This is a genomic window from Streptomyces sp. ISL-96 (assembly GCF_018614035.1).
Taxonomy (GTDB): domain Bacteria; phylum Actinomycetota; class Actinomycetes; order Streptomycetales; family Streptomycetaceae; genus Streptomyces.
The window spans coordinates 1-20,180 of record NZ_JAGGPA010000094.1 but is presented as its reverse complement, the minus strand read 5'-3'; the positions used below and the strand labels follow the sequence as shown (position 1 = coordinate 20,180).

The following is a 20,180-nucleotide window of genomic DNA, read 5'->3' as shown; positions in this document are numbered from 1 at the left end:
CGAAGTCGACGGAGCGCGACGCAGAGGGACTGCTGGGGAATCGGCTCGAAGACTCCAGCTGAATCGTCCAGCCAACGACCTTCGGTTCAGCATCACGCGACGCAGAGCCTTGTAGGAGGTCATGAGGCACAGCAATTGCGCCCCCGCCGGGCAGGCCTTCGTCTTTCACTATCGGGAAATATAAGGGCTCGGTGCCCCGTGCCAGCTGATGCGGAGGGTGTCGCGGGCGCGGGTGGCGGCGACGAAGAGGAGGGAGCGGGCCTTGCGTTCCTCGCGGGCGTAGCGCTGGGGGTCGGATTCGCGGTAGCGGTCGATGACTGCGGTGCGGGGGATGACACCGTCGCGGGCGCCGACGATGGCGAGCTTCTGGTATTCGAGGCCCTTGAAGCGGTGCATGGTGCCGACGTGGACTTCGCCGTCGCCCTTGACGCCGTCCTTGGTGAGTTCGGCTACGGTGAGGCCGGCCTCGGTGGCGAGGTAGTACATGACCTGGTTGACGGAGTCGCGGTCGGCGACGCAGACGGCGATGTTGCCGCGAGGGTCGCGGCGCGGGTTGTTGCCGCCTTCGCCGGAGGTGAGTTCCTCGCGCCAGGCGTGGAGAGTGGTGGCGAGTTGGGTGAGTTCGTCGTCCCAGGTGTCGCAGGGGGCGAGTTCGGGGACGGGGCCGCGAAGGACGGAGCGGTAGCCGGCGAGGGTGTCGGTGCCGTCATCGAGGTCGTCGTATGCAGGGGCGTTGCTCTTGGCGTCGACGACCTGCAACGCGCGGGCGAGGATCTCCTTGGTGGTGCGGTAGCTGAGGGTGAGGCGGGAGGAGCGGCCCCGGATGTTGACGCCGACGGTGCCGAGAGTGACCTGCTGGTCGTAGATGCGCTGGTAGGTGTCGCCGGCGATGAACATGTCGTCGGGGCCGGGGGCAACCATGGCGCGGAGCATCTTCCAGTGGGCGGGGCGCAGATCCTGGGCCTCGTCGACGACGACGTGCTGGTAGCGGTGGGCGATGTAGCGCATGCCGGAGCTGTCGTCGCGGTGGATGAGGTCCTTGCCGCCGACCTCATCCTTCCGGTCCTGCCTGGCCTTGATCTTGGCGGCACGTTCCATCTCGAAGCGGGCCGCGCGTTCGGCGGCCTGGCCCCAGGTTTCGCGGTTCTCCTTGTCGAGGCGGGCGGTGAACTGCTCGAGGATCTTCCAGATCTGGGCGCGTTCGGGGCGGCTGACGGACCGGCCGCGGCCTGCTCGGCGGGCGTCGAAGTACGCCTTGCGGTTGCCGAGTGACTGGCCGAGGATCACCTGCTCCCATTCCTCGTAGAGGAACTCGGGCTCCCAGCGCTTCTCGTCGAGTTCGAACAGGAGGCGCTGGAGGATGCCGATCGCGACGCTGTCGTAGATGCGCTGCTTGCCGGTGCCGCTGAGTGAGTTCTCGTTGAGGACGCGGGCCGCGAGCTTGTCGATGTTGGTGATTTCGACGCGGGCGACGAGGTCGGGTTCGAGGAGGGAGGAGAGGCGGGCGCGGAGGTCGACGGTGAGGTTGGTGGTGAAGGTGGTGAGCAGGATGGGCTTGTTGTGGCCGGGAGGGAGCTGCTGGGCCAGGTGCTTGACCCGGTGGAGAGCGACGATCGTCTTGCCGGTTCCGGGGCCGCCGGAGACCCGGGCGGGACCGTTGTAACGGCGGTCGACGAGCTTGGCTTGGGCGGGGTGGAGGAAGACCTTCCAGGCCCGGAAGTCGCCTTCTTCCAGTACGACGCGGAGGTCGTCGTCGATGGTGGTGACGGTAGTGCGGGCCAGCGCCGCGCCGAGGTCGTCATGTTCGGTGTCGGCGAGTTCGACCTCGACGGGGGCTGTGATCTCTTGGCGGACCTCGTCGATGGACATCCCGGCGGCGAGGCCGTAGAGGATGTCCTTGGTCAGGAGCGGGGCGCCGGAGACCAGTTGGTCGAGCTCGCCGCTCTCGGTGACGGCGAGTGCGAGGTTGATGAGCTGTGCGGCGACACCGAGCGCGTGCAGGTCCTCGCCGGTGATCCCGGAGAGGAGCGGTGCGACGGGCTCTACGGCGACCGACTCGTGAACCTCCGGGGCCGGGGCCGGCTGCCGGAGCTCGGTTTCGGGCGTCGGGTCGACCGGGGTGAGGGTGACGCCGGCGCGCTGCAGCACGCTCTGTCCGACGACGGACAGGTCGACAAACTCGATCTCACCGGTGACGCGGTTGATCGCGACGGAAAGTTCTTCGTAGACGTGCTTGCGGTGGCGTACCGCGACGACGAGCCACCGCTCCTGGCCGTGCTCGTCCACGCCGGCCTTGGCGAGGAGAGCACGGTAGGACTGGTCGATCTTCGCGCGGAAGACCCGTCCGTCGCCCTTGAGGGGCTTGAGGTCGAGGCCGGGGTGGTCGGGGTTCTGCCGGAAGCGGTGACAGAAGTCGTAGAACTTGCCCTTGACCGAGCGGTCGAGCTTGTACAGCTCGTGTTCGGCCTTTTCGTACAGGCTGAGCCGGGCGGTCATCAGGAGTTGGAGCCTTCCGTGTCGGGGAGGAGCGTCAGGAGGGTGTCGAGGTGGTCGAGCCAGTCGGTGGCGGTACGTACGGTCCAGCCGTCGGCGGCGTATGCCTCGTCGCGTTTGCGGCGCTCTTCCTCGGCTTGGGATCCGTGTGTATCCGGGGTCACGACGACGGCGATCTTGATCTGGGAATCGGTCCAGGCGAAGTCCGTCTGCCAGCCCCGTTCGCCCAGTTCGTAGCCGAAGACAGGGGCCTTCTTGCCCTTGGCGGCGATCTTCTTGGCCAGCTGGGTGAGGTCGGACTCCGGTTCGTCCTCCTCAAGGAGCTCGATGATGTCCTCGTCCCAGGCCCGGTCCCGCAGGACGCCGGCGACCACCTTCTCCAGGGAGGACTCCTCCGTCGATTCGGCGTCAGCCGCACCGGCGAGTACCGCGGTGCGGCTGTCCACCACCGAACTCACCTCGTCGGCAGCCGGGTTCCGCTGGACGATCAGCGATTCGAGTTCGCCGACGCCACCGCCGATGGTGAGGACCTCCACCGGGTAGTCGACGGCCTGGCTGCTCGCGAGCTGGATACCGTCGCCGCCGGCGAAGGCCAGGAACTGCAGCAGGTTCGACCAGTACAGCCAGGACCGCCACATCAGCTTGTGTTCAGCGGTACCCAGGCTCGCGGTGCGGTCGTCGAGTACGGCGATGGCGCTCCAACCCGGCTCCTGGCCGGAGGCATCCACGGTGTAGATCAGCGGCAGCCCGTTTTCGTCCACGGCGTGCAGGACGAGGATCGCTCCGTCGCCTTCCCCGGCTTCCGGCCCCGGCGCCTGACCGCGGCCGAGGGCGGTGAGTGCGGCCCGTACGGCTTCGCGTGCCTGGCCCCGGTCGGCCTGCTGTACGAGCGACTCCGGCGCGCTCATCAGCCCGCCGACCAGTGCCTTGGCCCGCCGCCCCCATGCGGTACGGGAGGGCTGGCGCAGGTAGGTGAGGAGCGTGTCGATGGGATTGGCGAACACAGCGGCCGAGAAGTGGGCGCGGTCGCCGCCCAGCTCCTCGTACCACTCCTTGGCGGTGTCCTGGCCGATGCGCCGGTAGGGCGGCCACACCGGCTGCGCCTTGGCGGCGTCGCCCTTTTCGAAGAGCTCCAGGTCGTCCCAGGTGATCTGGAAGACGATGTGCCCGTCGGCCCGCAGGTGGTTGCGCTTGGTGCAGTCGGGCGCGATCTGGTTGTGCTTGCGGCTGGCGTGGTACCTGTGGCCGTCGAGGTAGACGGTGACGAGTCGGCGGGGGCCGTCGGTGGATTCAAAGGTGAAGTCGGTGCGGGTGTGCTCCATGCTGCGCTGGGCGGTGAGCCGCCAGCCGGTCGAGCGTACGGACCCGGTATCGGCGGCCTCTCCCGCACTGGCCGTGGAACCGGTGAAGCGGAGGTATCCGCTGTTCGTTCCACTCTCGTCGAGTGCGGCGTCGTCCTGGTTCTCGCTCCACTTGCGCAGGGCGGCCAGGAAGCGGGCTTCCAAGTCGGACTCGACCTGCTTGTCCAGGCCGATCAGTTCGGTGGACGCCACCTTGGTGACCGCCCACCCGTCGACGGGGTTACCGTCGGCGTCGCGCAGCGGCTCGCCGTTCTCGTCGACCGGGCCGAGGAGGTCACCGAGGATCTCCAGGGCCTCGTGGCGTGAGACGACGTCCTGGTGGCGTTCCTCGGTGTAGCGGTGCAGACAGCGGTGGCAGGCCCGCAGGCCCTCGTCCTGACAGGGGCAGGCAAGGAGCGCGGCACGGGCCTTGAGGAGCATTTCCTTGAAGTCGCCGGGGTCGGTCAGCCGGTCCAGATATCCGGTGCCGCCGGGGAGCCGGTCGAAGAGCACCAGGAAGTGGCGCTTCTCGCCGGTGGCCTGGTCGGGCATACGGGCCAGCGTGGTGTCCAGGTGCGCGGGGTCGCCGCCGAACTGCCGGTCGACCCCGAGCCGCAGTGCGGCCTTGAAGGAGTAGATCTTCTCCTCGACGAGCACGGTGGCCGCCGGAAGGAGTACCCGCAGCGCCTCGGTGTTCAGCTGGTGGGCGAGGAGCACCGGCTGCTGGGGCACGGTAGCGGCCTTCTTCCCACGCCGCAGCGGGCACCACGGCTGGTGGTGCTTGACCTTCGGGTTGCGGGCGGCCGAGGAGTCCAAGGCGTCGGTTGCGTGGTCGAAGACCGGTTTGCCGTCGGCGGTCGCCGCCCCGCACGCGGTGCACACGTGGAACGGGGCCATGCGGACGTCCTGCCCGGCGAGTTCGTCCTCGGTCTGGCTGTCGAACCGCATCGGGCCGACGTTGATGCGGCGAATCACCGCCTTGCGGCAGTAGTCGACACCGAAGGTGTGGTGGGCGTGCCGCCAGGACGCGCCGTGCTTGATCTCCTCCCGGGGAATGTCCACCGCATCGATGACGGTGTAGTAGCGCTGTTCCCGGTCGTCCTTGTCGTCGCCGATACGGGCGTCCTCGCGTTTGTCGCGGGAGGTGACGGTCGTGGGCTCGATGACCTGGTGCAGGCAGGAACCGTCGTCCGCGATCCCGGTGCTGCCGCAGCGCGGGCATGGCGAGCGGTCGTCCTTGGCGTCCTCGGTGCGGACGTAGCCGCACTCCTGGCAGAACCGCCAGGCCTTCCAGTCCGGCTGAGAGGGGCTGCCGATGTCGATGCCGGTGATCTCGTGCTTGTAGCCGTTGACGTAGAACGTGTTGCCGGGAGCGAGTTCGGACAGGGCGTAGCGCCGGGGCCGGTCGTAGGAGCGGATCTTGGAGTCGAAGCGGTCCCGGCCGGTGTTTGGATCCATACCGTCGACCCAGTACAGCGTCGCGTTGAGGGTGGTGACAGAGTCGATGAGCGCGTAGTTCGGCAGCAGCCCGAGATCACACAGGGCCTGCTGGGCGGTGATGAGCCCGAGCTTGCTCAAGCGCTTGCCGAGCGCCCGGTGTTCGGCGTCGAGTTCGGCCTTACGGTCGCGCTGTTCGTCCTCGGTGTCGTGGAGTTCGTCGCGGGCCTCCGCGATGTACCGCAGTCGCCGCCGCAGCACCTCCTCGGCGTGGAGCCACTGTAGCTCGGCCCGCTCCACGGCGCTGCGCAGCCCGCGCCCGGCGAAGGCCCGCAGGTCATCGGCGGACTGCTCGTTGACGCCTACGGGGAACAGGTCCAGGAACCCCTCGACCAGGTTCGAGGCGTCCGCGAGCGCCGCTTCGACGAGATCGGCGAGGTATCCGGACGGGCCGAAGAGGGCCGGGGCGTCCCGTACGACTGCGGGCAGCGGCCGGCCGTCAGTGCGCGACAGCCGGCCCCGCGCGGCGAGGTCGAGGAGGTGTGCGAGGTACTGGCGGCGCAGGATCTCGATGGCCGACAGGTGACTGCCCGGCGGCACGATCTGCCCGGCGATCATCTCGCGCGGCTGCTCCAGGTAGTACAGGTCTCGGCGGCTGCGGTCGGGGATGGTCAGCAGGAACGCGTTTCCGGTACGGCGCCCGGCCCGGCCCACCTGCTGGGCGTAGTTGGCAGCGCGCCTGGGCAGCGCGGCGAGCACGACGGCCGACAGGTCGCCGATGTCGATGCCCATCTCGAGCGTCGGCGTACAGGACAGCACGTTGGGATCCTTGAACCCGCTGCCGTCCTTGAACGCCGCCTCGACCCGCTCCCGCTCCGGCCGGGTCAGCATGCCCGTGTGCTCAGCCGTGACGACCTGGTACGTGCCCGCCTTCCGGTACAGCCTGCGGTAGTAGTCCTCGCGGTAGTTACGGTCCCGCTGGTGCTTGCCGAGCCCCTCGGGCCGGTCGCCCGCGACGAGGAGGCCGGTGCGGCAGCGGTAGGACGGGCAGCGCTGCCCGTCCCACTGCGCGAGTAGGCCGGGGTGGACGGTCTGCTCCCAGAAGCAGTCCGGGCAGCGGACGAACGCCTCGTTCACCTCGGCGTCCTTCAACAGCTGTACGTCGATCGCGCCCGGCTTCAGACCGTAGACGCGCAAGCTGCTGTCGGTCGGAGTGCGCACCGAGAGCAGGCCCGCCTCGACCAGCGCGGGCAGCAGCCGTGACCAGAACTCCGCGGCCTGCTCTCGCGGCAGCCCGAGCGTGCGCTGCGCCCACCGCTCGTACCAGGAGAGACGGCCGGTCGCGAAGTCGAACTCGCTCTTGGTCTTGGGGGCGCTGAGCAGGAACACAGGGGCCGCGATGCCCTTGGGGAAGGCGCGCATGCCGGGAGGCCGCTTGCCCCAGATGAAGTACCGGCTGGTGCCGGCCTCCGAGAGGTATCCCTCCAGCCACTTGTGACCGATCGCGCCGCGGGTCCGCAGCCGCTCCAGGAAGATCCGCAGGAACCCGAGGTAGCGGGCGTCGTCCTGTTCGATGACCGGCAGCCCGCCGCCGCGCCCGTACGGCTCGGTGTGCGCGGCTTTGACCAGGGCGATCGCGGAGGCAGGGTCCTTGATGCGCACGTGGGCGGCGGCGGTGCGGGTGAGTTCCAGGGTGCGGCCGTTGCGGGAGCGGAAGCCGAACTCCATCAGCGCCTCGAACGCGAAGCGCTCGCCGATCAGCTCCCAGGTTTTCCTGTCCCCGCCTCGTCCCTGACCGGACAGGAGCCGCTTGACGCCCTTGAAGTCGTGCAGGTCGGTGGGGACGACGGCGGCAAGGGTCTCGCGGTCGGTGGTCGCCGCGACCACGTCGGCGATCAGGTCGTGCAGCGCGGTCGGCGTCTCCTCCGACAGGTGCTTCTTGAACAGTGCGCGCAGGGAGAAGGTGTACGAGCGGCTGGCCACGAATCCGGCCCGGTGTGCGGCATCCTGCACCGAGTCGTTGAACATCAGGGTCTTGTCCTCACCCTGCGCCCTGTCCATCTCGCCGCCGGTGAACAGCTGGGTGACCGAGGCCGCGGCGAGGGCGGCGGCACCGGTACCGAGGAAGCGGATCGCGTTGTGCGAGCCACAGGCCGGGCACCAGTCGTCCTCTGCGGCGGTGGTCGCGGTGTCCCCGAGGTAGACGAGGACGAAGGCCGAGTCGGAACCCGCCAGCCGGGGCGCGCCGGTCTCCTGGTCGTAGTCCTCGACCGGGTCGGGCAGCCGCAGGCGGCGCTTCGGCCCGTCCAGTACACGCAACTGCCCGGCGTTGGTGGCCGCGAGGGCGGTGCCGCCGTGGCCCGCACCGCGCCCGGCCTCTTCCATCGGGGCGGCACCGGAGCCCTCCTGGGACTCCTTCTCGGTGGCCGCTATCAGGTTCCGGACCCGCATCTTGTCCTGGCTGACCGAGGCTCGCCGGATCTTGTGCGTGTCGACCTGTACGTCCGCGTCGTCGGTCTCCGGGGAGAACACCGCCCAGCCCGAACGGCCGCAGTCACGGCAGTAGACGGCTGGCAGAAACAGGTTCGCGGCTGCGCCCGCGGTCGCCGTCGTCACCGGGGCGGTACGGGCCGGCTGCTCGCCCGAGTGGTGGGCGGAACCGGCCGAGTCCCACTGGAACTCGGCCTTGGGCCAGGGCAGCACACCGCGCACGACCCGCGACACAGACCGCGCCCACTGATGCACCTCGACCTGCACGAAGGGCCGCGGCCTCTCGGGCGTGGAGGCCGGATCACGAGCCACCGAGAGCAGCGCCAGGAGCCGGGCGAGGGCGGACGCCGCCACCTCCGGCTGCCGGGTGATCGCCTGCCCCCAGGAGAACGCGCCCCGCCGCCACATCAGGTCCAGCACCTCGGGCACGGTCCGCACCTGCCCGTCCAGGGCATGCATCACCGCCGAGGTCAGCATGTGCTTCTTCAACAGGCCGCCGAGCACGTGCGGATCGGTCTCGCGGGTGCCGGCGACGGCCTCGACGAGCGCGAGGAACTCCTCCACGCCAAGTGAGGGGTCAGGGAGGGTGGCCAACTCGTCCGGGACCGGGATCGGCAGCATTGGATCGAAGCCGCTCGGCGGCACGAACTCGTCCACCGTCTGCCGGTGCTCCCCGATGATCGAGGACACGTCGAACTCCGTACCGAACACCTGCGTCGCGATGTCGAGCAGCTGGCGGACCCCGTCCTGGTCCGTGCTGTCGGAGGCAAGCGTTGCCGAGGTCGCCACCGGGCAGATCCGCCCCAGCGGACGGCCCTTCTCCGCCACCCCGACCGCCGAGGCGAGGCGGCGCAGGAGCATCGCGACGTCCGTGCCCTGCGCGCCGTCGTAGGTGTGGAACTCGTCCACGACCACGTACCGGATGTCCGCGTCCGCCCACAGCGGGGCGTCCTGCGCCCGCTGGAGCAGCAGGTCGAGCATCTTGTAGTTCGTGATCAGGATGTCGGGCGGCGAGATCTGCATGTCCGACCGGCGCGTGTACACCCGGTCGTAGTGCGTTGCCGCCTTGTCGCCGATGTAGAGCCCGGCCCGCACCTTTTTCAACGCCTCGTGCTCACAGAGGAGTTCGTTGATGCGCTGGGCCTGGTCGGTGGCGAGCGCGTTCATCGGGTAGAGGAGTACGGCCTTGACCCCAGCCCGGCCGGCCGCCCGCTCGCGGGCACAGTGATCGAGTACGGGATAGAGGAACGACTCCGTCTTACCAGAGCCGGTACCGGTCGTCACCAGCGTGGGCTTCGGCGTACGGCCGCCCGCCGAGGACAGCCGCTCGAAGGCTTTCGCCTGGTGCGCGTACGGTGTCCAGCCGTCGGTCCGCCGCCAGTCCAGATAGCCGGTCCAGGACGGGTCGGCCGTGACGAACGGCGTACGCAGGCGGAGGAACGGCCCCCGGAACATCCCGGAGTTCTCGTCCCCCAGGAACCGGTGCAGCGCCTGCCGCGCGCCCTCGTCGGTCAGCGCGTACGTGGTGGACAGGTACTGCAGCAGGCTCTCCTTGAGCCCCTGCGCCTCTAGCGTCGGCCTCACGGCTTGGGTACCTCCTGCGCGACCGGGTCCCACTTACCGGCCTCGACGGCGGCGTCGAGACGCTTCTGGAAGTAGGCGTGGGCCTCGCGCATCTCAGCCTCGCGCTCGGCCTTGTAGAAGGGGGCGGTGTAGCCGGTGGGGACGGGGGTTTCGGGGGCGAGGTTGTTGACGGGGTCAGTCTGGTGGGCCTCGAAGGCGGGGTCGGCCATGTACACCTCGAACTGCTTCCAGCTGTCCTTCGTCTGGCGCTGGCCAATCGTGCGGGCGTTACCGGCCAGCTTCGACCCTTCGGCGTCGAACCATGTCACGACCTCGTACTTCTGAAGTACCGGGAATCGCCCCTTGTAGGCGGCGATCAGCGCATCGGCATTCATGCCGAGCCATACCGCAACCAACGCATCGATTTCCACGAGCGCGGCGCGGCGGGCGTACTCGGTACGGAGGGGGGTGTCGCGTTGCCAGGTGGGGGTGACTGCGTGAAGTTCGGTCGTCATGTACGGCCAGGCCCGGCCCCAAGGCTCGTAGGCGGGCCAGGTGGAGTCGTGGAGCTCCTGCCAGAGGTCGGTGTAGTCGGTGGTGAGGCAGTTGAGGCGGAGGGTGCGGAGGAGGAGGGCGGGGGCCAGGGGGTGGTCTGGTTCTGGCGCTGGCAGGCGCCGGGCCTGAGCCACGTCGAGGTGTCCGACTCCAGCAGTGCGCAGGAAGTAGTCCGTCGGAAGCGAGGACCACATGCCTGAGAAAAGTGCCGTCATTCGGCTGTCTGCGGCCATCGCTGATCGCACGGCATGGATATGTGCTGCGCCCGGCGGAATCAACGCCGGATACAGGCTTCGCTCCGTATCTGGCGCGATCATCTCGCGCCACGCCACCCGATAGAACGCTGTGTATGGCTTCGTCGCCCGAGAGATCAGCGCATCGTCCACTGCCTTCTTCGTGATCTCTTCCGGAGCACACTTATGCACCGTGGCAAGCCGCGCCCGCGCCTCCCTTATCGTCTCCTCGGACCCCCGCAGACGCGCCAGTTCCGCATGGTCCAGCCACCGGTCCTGAGCCTCGACGTACTCCGCGTCACGCCCATCAGCCACCACATACGCGGTGTCCGGAACGTAACCGGAAGGCAACCGAACAAGATCAACCCCGTAGGGGTCGTTACTGTTGGCGTCATGCCGCTTGAACGCGGGGGTGGCCACACCGAGCTGCGGCCCTTTGAGGATTACCTGCTTCCACTCATCAGGTTGGTACTCCTCGCCGGTCTTCGGATCGACACGGTTGTAGTCGATGAGATTGTCCTTCTTCGCGCCGCTCTCGTCATAGCCGCGCGAGATCTGCGGATTCAAGGCACCAACTCGTAGCGGATAATCGGCGAGAGCTTCGATCGCCGAGATCTCCGCCGTACTCACAGGGAACAGCAAGCGGCTCTGCTCTACCGGTACGTTTTCCTCTCCAAGGAGACGTCGCCACACAGACAGGGTGTCACTCGTCACGTGGATGACCCTGTCGCGGTGGGGGCGCACATCGTAGGCGCCCCCTCGATAACGAATGCCCGGACCGTCACCCGAGCCATCCTGTTGCGAAGAGAGCCGAAGAGCGTCGACCGAAACCAGCCACGACAGATTTTCGAAATCGATCTCACCCGGCGAAGCGTAGATATGCACCCCGAAGTGCGTCGACTCGCCCACTGGCTTGGGGAAGAAGCGGTGACCGGGATTGAAGAAGTCGCCGTGTACGCACAGGCGACGGTATGCAGCCTCGCGCAGTGCGCCTTCCTTGTCGCCCGTGAAGTGGGAGTCCGGGTGCACCAGCCCCATAGCCCCAGCGGCCGAGGCATGGGCCCACACCTGGCACATGAAAGCTCGATACAGATCCGGCTGACTGCCCGAAATCAGCGGGTAGGTATGCGGCGCTGCCAGGTAATCGGCCACCGTGGCGGTCGAGGTCACCTCTCCCAGCGTGTACGCGGCCACCTGCGTCTTCGCGAGCTCGACCGCCCTCCGGTGAGCTTTCTCAGCAGCCTGGGGCTTCTCGGTTAGCATGAACCACGGGTCAGACTCAGCGAGAACTGGATTTTCTTTCCACTGGGGCCGCACCCACGGCGGGTTCCCCACCTGAAGGTCAAACCCACCGCCCTCGGCGAAGGCTAGCGCGAAGTCCAACTCCCAGTGCAGGAAGCCCTGGTCCTCCGCGATGTCGCGGACTGCTCCCATCCACGGAAAGCGCCCCTCCGGCTCCCGCTGGTCCATGTCCATCTCGGTTTCGTCCTGGATGAGCTGCTCGTAGGCGTTGAGCTCCTCCAGGGTGTTGAGGGAGCCGATGAGCGAGCCGGCGTCAGGGACTGGGCCGCGGCCGAGCATGGCCTCCAGGAAGTCCAACCAGTCGTCGAGGTCCTTCAGCGCGATGAGCGGGCGGCGGGCGGGTCGGGAGCGATCAAGGGTGGGCTGCTTCCTGGTCTTCACCGTTGTCTTCGACGGGCCGACCTCCTTGACCTCCACGTGGACCACGCCGTCGGAGGACGCCTCGATGTCGGACATCGAGATCTGGTCGCCCTCTATGGCGAAGAGCATGGTGTTCTCTACGAAGCGCGGCGGGCTCGTGGGCATGGGCGGGGACGGAGGCGGGGTCACCCCGGCCTCAGTCGCCGACGTGACCTCGACAGGCGGCACCGCATCGCCCGGCACCACCGTCGCGGACATCGCCTCGATCAGGTCGCCGATACTGCCCGCGCCCTCACTCCCCACCACCGGCGCACCCGCATATACGTCGTCCGACCCGTCGAGCAGCCCCGCCTTCCCCACCGGCCAGAACCACAGCGCGCACCACGCGTCCATGACGCGCTTGAGCCGCCAGTACGGGGTTCCCGCCGCACGGAACAGGTCCGCGTACACCTTCTCCTTCGACATCCGGACGGTGGCGGCATCCGAACTACCCCCGTCGCCCTCGGACCGCCGCAGGAAGGCGAACTCCTCGTCCTTCGTGTCCGCGCCCCACACGTCGATGCTGCGGGCGATCTCCCGCTCCGACAGCTCCATCCGCTTCACGACCAGCGACCATAGGAACTCCGCCCGCTGCGCCGCATCCCGCAGCCGCGTGTACTGCGAGGCCGCCTCGTCGCCGGACTTCCGATCGAGGATCGGCTCGCCGGTCTTCTTGTTCAGCCGTCGTGCCGGCGTCTTGAGGATCCCCTTCTTCCACTCCGCGAGATCCTTCACCCCACCCTCGGCCAGCTGCACGAGCAGCTTCTTCGCGTCACCGCTCGCACCCGTGACCGCCGCCCACCCTGGCGTCGGCAGCAGGAACTGGTGCACCGCCCCGTCCGGCAGCGGCTGCTCGGCCCCGTCCTTCAGGAACGGCAGCGGTTCCGGCGCGAGCGGCTTGGCGTTGAGCCAGGGGGCCTTACCCTTCAGCGGAGCCACGTCCCTCGCCGCGTACACGGCCCGGCGCCCGCCGATCAGCGAGTTACCGCGCCGCAGGTGCAGCCCGAACCACGGGGCCCGCATCCCGGGATGCATGGTGTTCAGCCACATTGAGACCTCGGCCAGCTCGACGCCGGTCGCGTTGAGGTCAACTCCGTAAGCGTTGTGCAGGGCGATGTACGCCTTGGCCTTCTGCTTCTCCGTCAGCGCGTCGCCCGTCGGTACGGAGACACCCAGTTCATCCTGCCGGCGCCGCAGGTACTCCTCGGCGACCTGGTTGATCGCCTCGTTGAGGAACGCCCCCGAGCCCAGCGCGGGCTCACAGATCCGGTACTTGAGCAGCTCCGAGGCGCGTGTCTTGACGACCTCACCCTCGGCGTCGCGCTCCTGGTCGAGCCGGTGCTTGAGCGCCAGCTCGACCGTGACCTTCGTCAGCGACTCGGGTGTGTAGTACGAGGCGGACGTCTCCCGGTCACGGCCCGCCAGGCGGTACACGAACCGGCCCGGCGGGTACTTCTTCGGGCCGCGCAGCCCCTTCACCGCGTCCCGGTCGTCGTACGTCACCCAGGTGTTCTCGGGATACTCCTTGAGCCGCTGCGAGGGCACCAGCCAGGAGCCCTTCGCCGGGTCGCCGCCCTTGGCGACCTCGCACAACTCCTCCTCGGCGATGATGCCGGTATACGACATCAGCCCCTCGTAGACGGCCCCGAGCTGGTTGATGCCGAGGTTGCGGTAGGAGATAAAGCCCGCCCGGCCCCCGGCCCGCTCGGCCTTCTTCAGGGTCAGCAGACGCAGCACCTCGTGCAGGGCGCTGTTGCGCGGCCGCAGGTCCAGCCAGGCCGGCTCGCTGTCCTCGTCGCTGCGCGGGTCACGGGTCTCGTTGCCGATGAGCCGGGCGGAGTCACGCTCGAACAGTTCGCTGCGCAGCGGCTCGAAGCGCAGTCCGCGGCCCTCACTCCGGTACTTCGCCTTTCGACGACGGGTGTCCTCGTCGTCGCCGGGCAGCTCGTCGTTCGGCTCGGTGCCGTAGGGCCGGTAGCCGTTGTTGACCTTCTTGAAGAGGACGTCGAGGGAGGCGTGCAGATGGAAGCCGTTACGGGCGGTCTCCTCGGTCAACAGCTCGTCACGCTCGACCAGTTCACGCAGGCGGGCCATCGAGTAGCCGGCCTCGTAGGAGCCGTCGTCGGCGGGCAGGATACCCAGTTCGGGACGGGCCTCGGCGTACAGCAAGAACAGAATGCGGTAGAGGTAGCGCAGCGACTCCCGGGTGAGCTGCCGGGCGAACGACAAGTCCGGGCGCTCGATGTCGCGCGGGTCGAGCCCGGAGTCCTCCAGGCGATCCAGGACCGCGTTGGCGATGATCTCGACGGACTTCTGGAGTCCTTCGCGAAGCTCTCCGGAGACGCCGACCGCGTTGTCGCGGGACGCCTTGACCAGCGCGTCGATGGCCGGCGGTTTTCCGTCCTCGGCCGGTGCGAGTACGTCATGGCTGAGCAGGCCCGCGATCGTTGCGAGTTCGCCGTGCTGGCGGCGGTCGTTGCGCTCCAGGGCGGCATCGAGGTTTGCGGAGAGATAGCGGCCCTCGCCCCAGGCATGCCGGTCGGCGAGGAGGATGACGCCGCCGCACAGGAGCAGTACGAACCGCGGGGCCGCGCCGCCCTCCTCTCCCAGCTCGCTCTGGAACAACCAGGTGGCGAGCGCCTGCCCGGTCTCGTAACTCTCACCGCTGCCCGCCCGCAGCGGGTGGAGCAGGCGGCCGTACCCGTCTGCGTCAAGCGCCGTGTCGTTGCTCGCCGACCAGCCGCAGTCCAGGGCCACGATGCCGTCGCCGTGCCAGGCCACGGTCACCTCGTGCTCGCGCCCGGCGCGGTGCACGGTCAGGGTCCGTGCAGTGGGTTCCGCTGAGACGAAGGGGAAGCCGAGCGCGGCGAGGACCTGCCGGTGCCAGTCCTGAACGCGCTCGCACCACTCCTCGTCCCCGTAGGTGTTGAGGCGGGCCTCGAAGGCCGCGGCGTCCGGGTACTCGTCGTCCTGCTCGTCGGCCTTGGCCTGCTCGGCGAAGAAGCCGCGGTACTTCTCGTCCAGGTACGCCGAGCGCAGTGCCCGAACCGACTCGCGCGGTGTGGGGCGCGGGTCGTGCTCGTCGCTCTCTCGGTTGGCCCAGGCGGCGAAGACGCCCTTCTTGAGTCCGTCGCCGAGCTGCTCGGCGAAGTAGAACGCGGACAGGTACTCGCCGCGGTTGGAGAAGGAGTCGAAGTCGGTACTCATCAGGCGGTCGTCTCTCCGGCAACAGGCGCAGCGGATACATCGGTTACTTCGGCAGGCGTCGCGGACAGCGGTTCAAGGACGCCGAGCAGGCGCAGCATCGGCGCTCCGGAGGTCCGCAGCGACCGGATCATGGACTTGCGGCGGCTCGCCGTGAGGTTCACGTCCTGCTTGGCCTTCTGTGCGCGGGCCGTGGCGGCGAACAGGGCGTCCTGCTGCCACTGGGCGACCCGCTTCTCGTACGGGGCGAGCACCGCGTCGATCGCGTCCTTGTACTCCGCAGCCCGGTCGGTGAGGAACCCGGTCGCCGCGTCGACGGCCGCCGGCACCAGCGTTTGGAGCCCCTCCCGGTCGGCCGGGGTGGCGCGTCCGGGCATCTTCGGGCCGACGTTGCACGCGGCGAGGAAGGCGTCGTCGATCCGCAGGACGCGCGGTGCGGTGGGCAGGCCGACGACGGCCATCCACTCCACGACGGTGGGGCGGCCCACCGCGTTGGAGTAGATGCCCTGGACCAGATACACCGGACCGCCCAGGTCGGCCGGTAGCCGGGCGTCCAATTTCCCGGCCGCTTCGAGATCGGGGGCGAAGGCGAGAACGAACGCCTCGTCGTGGCGCAGGGCGGCCAGGGCTTTGTCGGTCAGCCAGTCCAGGACGGGATGGACGTCCGACACGTAACTGACGTTGGGCCACTGGCTCTCGGTGGTCTCCCGGGCGACCTCCAGACGCTTGGCCGCGAGCCCCTTGTCGAAGGTGAGCCGCAGCCGGCCCTGCTTCTTCGGGGTCGGCAGGATGCCCTGGTCGGTCAGGTACGACTTGGGCAGCGACTTCAGCCGGTACACCAGGTCCGGCGGCGGTTCGAAGGCGATCGTGCCGTCGTCCTCACGGCGCAGCTTGAGCACGTTCTCCGGCTTGTCGGGGAAGTACGTCTGGCGCAAAGCCTCGTCGAAGTAGGCAGCCGTGGAACCCGACGCGCCGAAAAGGCTCGGCACCGTGGCAACGGGCACGTCGTCGGTCGGCTTCTTGGCACCGACGTTGCCCATCAGCCGGCCGAGCATCGCCTTTGCGCCGCCGCTGGACTTCTTGATGGACTCCTCGACCGTCCGCCCGGAGATCAAGTCTCGCGTCAGGCGGTCCTCTTCCTCCTTTGCCCGGTAGATACCGGTGACGGCCTCCGCCGAGCCCTCGATCCGGTGCGCCTCCTCCTCACGGGCCAGGAGCTTGGCGCCCACCAGGCGGTCGTCCAGATGCAGCGGCTCGCCCTTCTCACCCGTGCGCCACTCCACATCGCCGGTGAGGACCATGGCCCGGAACTGAGGGGCCTTGCTCTGCCCGTAACGGTCGATACGGCCGTTGCGCTGCTCGATGCGGATCAGCGACCACGGAAGGTCGTAATGAATCAACTGGTGGCACTGCTGGTGCAGGTTGACGCCTTCGGAGGCGACATCGCCGGTGAACAGGATGCGGACCGGGTCGGTCTTCAGCCCGAACTTGGAGACGATGTCCTTCTGCTCGTCCTCGTTGCTGGCCTCGCCATGCATGACCTGGACCGCGCCGCCGTAGGCCAGCCAAGGCTTCGACTCCGCCACGGACTCCTCCAGCTTGGTCCCGGCCCGGAAACCGAGCCTGGACGGGACCACTTCGGCGAGCCACTTCAAGGTGGGGATGCGCTCCGAGAAGACCACGACCCGCATGTCGGACCCCGGCCCCACACCGATTTCCTTCAGCTCGTGCACGAGGGCGTCGAGCTTCGCGGAGTCGTCATCGCTGATGTCGGCGGCAAGGCGCTCAAGATCCACGATGGCCTCGCGCTCGATACGACGCTCGGCCTCGCGGGCTGCCGGATCCTGCCCCCTCCTGACCTTGAGGGGAGCCTCCAGGACCTTCCGCCGCGCCGCGACCGAATCCTGGAAGGCCCGGTGCGAGGACAGGAACGACTTCAGCAGGTTGTAGGCCACCATCGTGTCCGCACAGACCGAGGAAGCGGCCGGATCGCGCGGTGTCCACCGCGCGGCGAGCTCCTCCAGGACCGCCCGCTCCTTTGCCCCGGCCTCGCAGACCACCGGCCGGGACGGGCCGCGGTCCGCCCACTTGCCCTTGAGGGAGTCACGGACCTCGCGGTCGGTCTTGGTCCGCCGGATGTACAGGTGGCCGAGGTCCTTCACCTCGTACTCCGACGTGTTTGCGATCGCCGTCTTGTCCAGCATCCGGATCAGCTCGGCGAAGGACTCCGTCGCACCGTTGTGCGGAGTCGCGGAGGCAAGGACCAGCGCGTCCGTGTGCTCGGCCAGGGCGCGGGCGAGATCGTTGTTCTTGGTGCCCCGGTTGACCAGGTTGTGCGACTCGTCGATGACCACCGCGTCCCAGTGGGAGTTCTCCAGGTGGTGGGCGTAGACGTCGCTCTTCAGGGTGTCCACGGAGATGATCGCGCGCTTGAAGTACGCGAACGGGTTGCGGCCGGCCGGGATGTCGCGCTGGATGCGCTGGATGCCGGTGGAGTCCAGGCGGACCAGCGGGATGGAGAAGCGGGTCCACAGCTCGCGCTGGAACTGCTCCAGGACGTGCGCCGGAGTGACCACCAGGATGCGCTCGCCGCGCCCGCGGCGGATGAGCTCGGCGAGCAGGATGCCGATCTCCAGGGTCTTTCCCAGCCCCACCACATCGGCGATCAGAACCCGCGGCTGCGGATTCTCCTTGGACAAGGCCAGCTCGGCAGGACGCAGCTGGTGAGTCTGCTGGTCCATGAGGAAGTTGTCGGCCAGCGCGAGGCCGTGCTCGGTCTGCGGGAGCGCGGTCTTGCGGATGACCGCCTCCAGGTAGAGGCGGGCCTTGCGGTGGTTCGGTGAGTCGTCCGGGACCAGAAGGGTCTTCTTTGGGTCGAGGGCCTCGATGTAGTCGAGCTTGTCGTAGAAGACGGCGTCGGTCCCGCGTACGAAAGAGGAGACTCCAGTGGCCTCGACCATCCAGTCCTCGTCACCCACCGGCGTGACGGTCTTGACCAGCCATTGCTCGTCGCGGACCCGTACCTGCGCGCCCGGCGCGTACTTGGCCTGGCGGGTCAGGGAGGCGGCACCTGCGGGGCCGGGGACGGCGGAGTCCACGGCTTCATCCGCAGTGTCTTCCGTGTCGAACGCGCCCTGACCGTCGCCGGTCTCCGTCACGCTGGTCACGTACCGCTCCATTCCTTCATACTGCTGTTTCACATGCGCTCCGGAGAAGTCCGGAGGTGAGGTACGGCGACTCGATCGTCTGCCGTTGTTTTACCGCAGTGCACTGACGTTGCCTCCGGCGGACGATGCGGCTGATAGCCGAGCTACAGCGCGGACTGCATCGCGTACCGTTTCCGCAAGTCCTCGGAAACCGTCAGAGAGGCCGGCTTACGACCTCGCCTCGGTGTCTGGGTCGGCGGCTCCGGGTCAGGAGTTTTCTCGGCTTCCCGCACGATGTCTTTCGTGAGATCGGCAGGAGCCTCGGCGTCGGCGTTTTCTGAGACCGGGAGAGGACGGTCGAGCGGACTGTCCTGGTCATCCTCGTCCGCAGTGCCGGTCTCGCCCACCGGGGCTGTGAACTGTTCGATGCGTTCCCACACCGAGGAGGACGGGCCGTGGTCCTGCGTCGCGCGGGCCCTGTCCTCGAAGGAGGTCGTCGCACTTACCAGTGCATGGCGGGCTTGTGCCGCCGACAGCCCCGCATCCTCTACGAGGGCCACACACTGCCGGGTCACCTCGGCCAGCAGGGGACGGTCGGCCGGCGCGTACGCGAGCATCGCTGTGATCAGCGGGAGGAGGGCATCAGGCAGCCCGGCCAGATTTGGGAACTGCTCCTCGTCCGCCACCTGAGTGGCGATTCCGAGCCAGTCCGCGCCCTCGTACGGGTAGTGGCCGGTCGCCGCGTAGAGCAGCACTGTGCCGAGCCCGTACACATCGGCAGGTTCTTTCGGCTTGGTGCGGGCGAGCGCTTGCTCGGGCGGTATGCACCGAATGGTGCCGATGATCATCCCGGCCTGCGTCAGGTTGTCCTTGTCAGCGTCAACGAAGGCCCCGAGACCGAAATCGATCAATATCGGACCGTACTCGCTGAGCATGACGTTCTGCGGTTTGAGGTCGCGGTGGAGCAGGCCCACCTTATGAACTGCTTCGAGCCCTTCGGCGAGCAGCGCGCCGAGGCTGGCGACGAGCGGGGTATGGAGCGTGCCCCGGCCCTGTACTTGCTCGTGAACCGTATGTCCTGGGACGTACTCGACGGCCATCCAGGGCTGCTCGGCGTACGGATCGGCATCGAGGAAGCGTGCCACTCGGTTCGTGCCCACGACCGTTCGCGCGATGAGCGCTTCCTTCTCGAATCGGGCGCGCGTGGCCTGGTCGAGGCGATCCCGTCGAATCACCTTCACCGCGACCGGGTCCCCGCCGGGCGAATAGGCCAGATAGACCTCTCCCATGCCCCCCGAGCCCAGCTCGCGCTCGACCACGTAGCGGCCGATCTGCGCGGGCACCTCTGCCATGTTCTCTGAGTCACCCTCTCGCGACCGCGTCACCGTGTTGCAGCATCACCGAAGGTCACCCTATCCCTGCGGTCACGGGAACGGGGCGGGTTTCTGCCCCTTGACGTGCGCAGACGTCAAGGACCGACGAGTTGGCCCGACGGGGGTCAGCCAACGTACTTACGAAGCAGGTCGGCGAACGCCGTCCGCTCGCGCAGGTCCCGCCGCGGTGAGGGTGTCGCTATGGGGCTCGGTGAGGCCGCTGCGGCCGTTGAAGGCCAGGCGCTGCTCGGCGTCCCAGCGAAGGCGGTACGCGTCTGACAGAACTAGCCCCGCAGTGCAGTGTGCTGCCGGTAACGTCGCCCATATCGTCAGTGGCGGCCCGCGTGCGGCCGAAGTGTAAGAGGGGGCGCTGAGCCATGGGGAAATCGGCACGGGTGTTGGGCGAGGAGTTTGGCCGAACGGCTCGAGAAATGAATGCGCTCCTCAAGGAGTACGGCTATCTGGACGGAAACCCCGGCGCTTATGGGCTCACCGAGAAGGGGCATCAGTACGCGAAGGAGCAATACCATTCACGCGGTACGGGCGGCTATGCCCAGTACAACCGGAACTGGGAAACTCGTACCTGGAGCGAGGAGACGGTAGCGGCACTTAGGGCCGATATGGAGTAACTGTTCAGGGGTTTCA

At 68.1% G+C, this 20,180-nt stretch carries 5 protein-coding genes; all 5 read right to left on the bottom strand.

The features are described from left to right. Positions 1–168: 168 nt before the first annotated feature. The 5 genes from J7E96_RS36430 to J7E96_RS36410 all read right to left on the bottom strand — a co-directional run bounded on the left by J7E96_RS36430 (position 169) and on the right by J7E96_RS36410 (position 19,514). Complete coding sequence (locus tag J7E96_RS36430) at positions 169–2,496, bottom strand: UvrD-helicase domain-containing protein (protein WP_215138147.1); 2,328 nt, start codon at positions 2,494–2,496, stop codon at positions 169–171. Then, on the bottom strand, positions 2,496–9,344 hold the full coding sequence (locus J7E96_RS36425; protein ID WP_215138145.1) for a DEAD/DEAH box helicase: 6,849 nt from the start codon (positions 9,342–9,344) through the stop codon (positions 2,496–2,498). Before J7E96_RS36425 ends, J7E96_RS36430 begins: the two co-directional genes overlap by 1 nt. Next, positions 9,341–15,019 carry a hypothetical protein gene (locus tag J7E96_RS36420; protein ID WP_215138143.1) on the bottom strand — a complete coding sequence of 1,893 codons (5,679 nt, stop codon included), beginning with the start codon at positions 15,017–15,019 and terminating at the stop codon, positions 9,341–9,343. Before J7E96_RS36420 ends, J7E96_RS36425 begins: the two co-directional genes overlap by 4 nt. Next, on the bottom strand, positions 15,019–18,183 hold the full coding sequence (locus J7E96_RS36415) for a DEAD/DEAH box helicase (protein WP_308296305.1): 3,165 nt from the start codon (positions 18,181–18,183) through the stop codon (positions 15,019–15,021). Before J7E96_RS36415 ends, J7E96_RS36420 begins: the two co-directional genes overlap by 1 nt. Positions 18,184–18,326: 143 nt before the next feature. Beyond that, positions 18,327–19,514, bottom strand: coding sequence for a serine/threonine-protein kinase (locus tag J7E96_RS36410; protein ID WP_215138141.1), 1,188 nt, complete (start codon positions 19,512–19,514; stop codon positions 18,327–18,329). Positions 19,515–20,180: the final 666 nt, after the last annotated feature.